This is a genomic window from Actinophytocola sp., assembly GCF_036002505.1.
GTDB lineage: Bacteria > Actinomycetota > Actinomycetes > Mycobacteriales > Pseudonocardiaceae > DASYTH01.
The window spans coordinates 1-3,498 of the sequence record NZ_DASYTH010000341.1; the positions used below are offsets into that span (position 1 = coordinate 1).

Genomic DNA, 3,498 nt, shown 5'->3' on the forward strand with positions numbered 1-3,498 from the left:
CGATCATCGGGTGGTCGGGTAACCTGTCCGGCGGTGGCGTGTCCGAGCGGCCTAAGGAGCACGCCTCGAAAGCGTGTGAGGGGGCAACTCCTCCGTGGGTTCAAATCCCACCGCCACCGCCCTCTGACCAGGCAAAACGCCGGAGGTTGGGGACCAGCTCACCCGACGTGCCGACGCCTAGTCTCAGTTCTCGTCTCAATGATGATGGCCAACGCCGGCCTGCTCGAGCGCACCCACGACATCTCCGAGGCCGCGTCGGCCCGCCTCGTTCACCTGCTGCTCGACGGGTTCCGCGCCGCTGCCGCCTCCGACGGTCCGCCGGCGCCCAGCGCCCGGGAGGCCGCACGTGCCAAGCGCCGCAACGGGCAGCGGCGCCTCGGCTCGACCCGGCGCGGGACCAAGAGCGGGACCAGCAAGAACCTCACGATGCCGCTGCCACCCCTGGCGTTCTCCGTCGCCGTCCTGGTGCTTCAGCTCATCACCGTCTGACGCCTTGGCCAAGCACGACGCCTCAGCTCACAAACCATCAGGAGGAACATCATGAAGGCGTACGGCATCACCGCACGCGACACGCAGCCCGCGCTGCACGACATCCTCCAGCCCGACCCGGCACCTGGCGAGGTGCTGGTCGAGGTCGAGGCCGCCTCGATCAACGGCTTCGACCTGTCCGTGGCCGCCGGCTACGTGTGGGACATGCTGCCGCACGAGTTTCCGGTCGTCCTCGGTCGCGACCTCGTCGGCACGGTCACCGCGGTTGGCAATGGTGTCGACAACGTCCGGGTGGGAGACCGCGTCGCCGGGGTCATCCCCGGCGTCGACCTCGGGCCCCGCGCCGGCACCTTTGCCGACCAGGTCGCCCTGGCCTCCACGGCAGTCACCCCGGTCCCGGCAGGCGTCGATGCCGAGCAGGCGGCCGTGATCGGGCTCGCCGGCATCGCCGCCGCCACGACTCGCTCACGGCACTCGACGTCCAGCCCGGCCAGACCGTGCTCATCTCCGGCGCCACCGGCGGCGTCGGCTCCATCGCCTTGCAGCTCGCCGTCGCCGCCGGCGCCACCGTCATCGCCACCGCCCGCCCCGGCGAGGAAGAGGAGTACGTCCGCGGCCTCGGCGCGGCGCACACCGTCGACTACACCGGCGACGTGGCCGCATCGGTCCGGGCCATCGCCCCCGAGGGCGTCGACAAGGCGCTTCACTCCGCCGGCGACGCCGCCACCATCGGCCAGGTCCTGCGACCTGGCGGCGCCGTGGCCTCCACGCTCGGCGCGACCAGTGACCAAGTCGGCCGCGACGACGTGACCGTCGCCGGCATCATGGCCGCCGCCACCGGCGACAAGCTCGCGGCACTCCTCGGGCACGTCGCCGCCGGCAACCTTCGGGTCAACATCGAAGCCCGCATACCGATGGACCGCACCCAGGACGCCTTCGCACTCTTCGCCGACGGCACCCTCGGCAAGATCCTCGTCACCCGGTGACAGCCGCCCGTGAGGCCCCTTCGCACGTCCTCCACCCACCCGCCGACTCAAGGAGATCCAGCCATGAACGTGACCGTCTTCGGAGCCACCAGCGGGGTCGTGTCACGCGTCGTCGACCAGCTGCGGGCCGGCGGCCACACGGTGACCGCCTACGTCCGCGGACGCCGGGCAGAATCTCCGCGAGCCAAAGCGACTGCCCGCGGCTGAGCCGCGGGCAGCCATGACGCTCCGGGATCACCCCGGGCTTGGCGGACCGCTAGCCCACTGCCTGTGGGAAGGCAACCGGACTGCGGTTCCCGTTCTGGTCCACGGCACGAATGCCCATCTGGACGTTGTCCTTGGACATGTTGAGCGTGACCGTGGTGACGTTGCCGACGGGGAGCGCCTTGGTCCAGTCCGAATCCGTGGTCTCCCGCAGCACTACCTCGTACCCGGTCAGGTTGGTTTCGGGGTTGGCGTTCCAGGTGAGCGTGGTGAGGTTGGTGCCGGCGAAGTTGACGGGCGGGTTCGTGTGGATCTGCGCATTCTTGGGCGTGCTGGGCGAGGAGGCCAGCCCCCACAAGGCGGCCGCGTTCACCCTGGTCACCCCGGCGATGTAGTCGAAGTCTACGAAGTCGATCAGGTCGCCGAGCTGCACGCCGTTGACCACCTGGGTGTTCTGGTGCTCGTGGTTGAAGTTCTCCCGCGGCTCGCTGAACCTGGCGGCTGGGTAGCCCTTGCCCTGGAAAGAGACGTGGTCGCTGGCGCGGAGGTACCGGTCGCGCCGCCAGATCAGCCGGAGGTTCATGCCGGTCAGGCCGAACGGCGTCACCGAGTTGACGAACCGGCCCAGCTGGCGGGACAGCCCGTCGTTCTCACCGCCGACCGCCTGCAAGAGCGCGATCTGGTTCGAGGTCACGTTGGTGGGGACGCCCTCCAGGAACATCCGCACGGTAAAGGGGTCAGGCTTGGTGCCATCGAAGGCCTGGCTGGCCCCCATGATGTCGTTGCTGAACATGCCCTGGACGTCGTTGCTGGCCGACGCCATCTGGTTTGCCATGAAGGTGGAACCGTAGAGGCCCTGTTCCTCCCCGGCGACGGTGGCGAAGATGATCGTGCCGGGGAACTGGTGGGTGGCGAATAGCCGGGCGAGTTCGAGCACGCACGCCACGCCGGAGCCGTCGTCGTCGGCACCCGGCGCGTCGCTGGTGAAGTCCAGCACGTCGGTCACCCGGGAGTCCAGGTGCCCCGTGACCACGTAGAACCGCTCGGGGGACGCGGTCCCCTGCAGCGTTGCGATGACGTTGGTGATCGTGGTGGGGACGGGGATCCGGTTGGAGACGGGCTGCACGAACGTCTGCTGCTGCACCGTCATGTTGCCGCCGGAGGTGGCGGCGAAGGCCTGCATCTGCTGGGTCACCCAAGCCGTGGCCGCGCCGATGCCGCGCACCGGGTCGGTCTGGCTGGATGCGGTGTGCCTGGTGCCGAACTGGGTCAGCCGCAGGATGGTGGCCCCGATCCGGTTGGGGTCGACCCGCTGCAACAGCATCCGCAGAGCCGGGTCGAAGTTCGCGGGGCTGCCGGCCAGACCGAGGCCGGCCGGTGCGGCGAAGGCAGGGGCGGCCTGCGAGACGATGGGCGCGGCGATGGCCGTGACGGCCGAGGCGGAGAGGAACGCACGGCGACTAAGGCCTTTTGGGCCCGATACCTGATTGTTCTCCATGCCCAGAATCAAGAACGGTTCCATGAAGCTGTCAAGCGATTGCAGCGATCGGCCTCATCACCTCTTGCGAGGGCGCGTAGGCCGACCGCCGTTCACTGGGAGGGGCCGGTGGCCGCAGGGGGGAGGGCCATCGAGGCGCGCAGGGACGTGAGAGGCGTATCGGGGATGGTGATCAATCCGCGAGTTGGCCGGTCGAGATCGAAGGTGACGAGGAGCAGGAGCGTGACGAGACCGGCCGCGAGCAGAACGGTGATTACGCCCCGGCCGAGGATGGCCAGGTAGAGGGCGAGGAGCCCGAGCGCGACGGCCGCGCCCCCGACC

General features: G+C 69.5%; 5 protein-coding genes, 1 tRNA gene and 1 pseudogene. 5 read left to right on the plus strand and 2 right to left on the minus strand.

All coding sequences use genetic code 11. The annotated features are described in order from the left end of the window. Positions 1–32 precede the first annotated feature (32 nt). The 5 genes and pseudogenes from VGR06_RS29865 (at position 33) to VGR06_RS29880 (ending at position 1,682) form a co-directional block, all read left to right on the plus strand. Positions 33–119, plus strand: a tRNA-Ser gene (locus VGR06_RS29865). 82 nt (positions 120–201) lie between these two features. After that, entirely contained in the window at positions 202–489 is a 288-nt protein-coding gene (locus VGR06_RS29870; protein WP_327562496.1) for a hypothetical protein, read from the plus strand. A 51-nt stretch (positions 490–540) separates the two neighbouring features. After that, a pseudogene (locus VGR06_RS44080) lies at positions 541–828 on the plus strand (alcohol dehydrogenase catalytic domain-containing protein); the annotation flags it as partial. Between the two features lie 158 nt (positions 829–986). Beyond that, the gene (locus tag VGR06_RS29875) at positions 987–1,475 is read left to right on the plus strand and encodes a zinc-binding dehydrogenase (protein WP_327562497.1); all 489 of its coding nucleotides are present in this window, start codon (positions 987–989) and stop codon (positions 1,473–1,475) included. Positions 1,476–1,538: 63 nt separating this feature from the next. Then, positions 1,539–1,682, plus strand: coding sequence for a hypothetical protein (locus VGR06_RS29880; protein WP_327562498.1), 144 nt, complete (start codon positions 1,539–1,541; stop codon positions 1,680–1,682). Positions 1,683–1,731: 49 nt separating this feature from the next. On the opposite strand, the gene VGR06_RS29885 is transcribed toward VGR06_RS29880, so the two are convergent. Both VGR06_RS29885 and VGR06_RS29890 read right to left on the minus strand, forming a co-directional pair. Continuing rightward, positions 1,732–3,201 carry a M28 family metallopeptidase gene (locus VGR06_RS29885; RefSeq protein WP_327562499.1) on the minus strand — a complete coding sequence of 490 codons (1,470 nt, stop codon included), beginning with the start codon at positions 3,199–3,201 and terminating at the stop codon, positions 1,732–1,734. Positions 3,202–3,269: 68 nt separating this feature from the next. Further along, positions 3,270–3,498, minus strand: a 229-nt coding sequence (locus VGR06_RS29890) for a hypothetical protein (protein WP_327562500.1), incomplete at its 5' end; no start/stop codon positions are given.

Coding starts and splice junctions, on each gene's coding strand:
- VGR06_RS29870 (WP_327562496.1), top strand. CDS start 202: ATGATGGCCAACGCCGGCCTGCTCGAGCGCACCCACGACATCTCCGAG.
- VGR06_RS29880 (WP_327562498.1), top strand. CDS start 1,539: ATGAACGTGACCGTCTTCGGAGCCACCAGCGGGGTCGTGTCACGCGTC.
- VGR06_RS29885 (WP_327562499.1), bottom strand. CDS start 3,201: ATGGAACCGTTCTTGATTCTGGGCATGGAGAACAATCAGGTATCGGGC.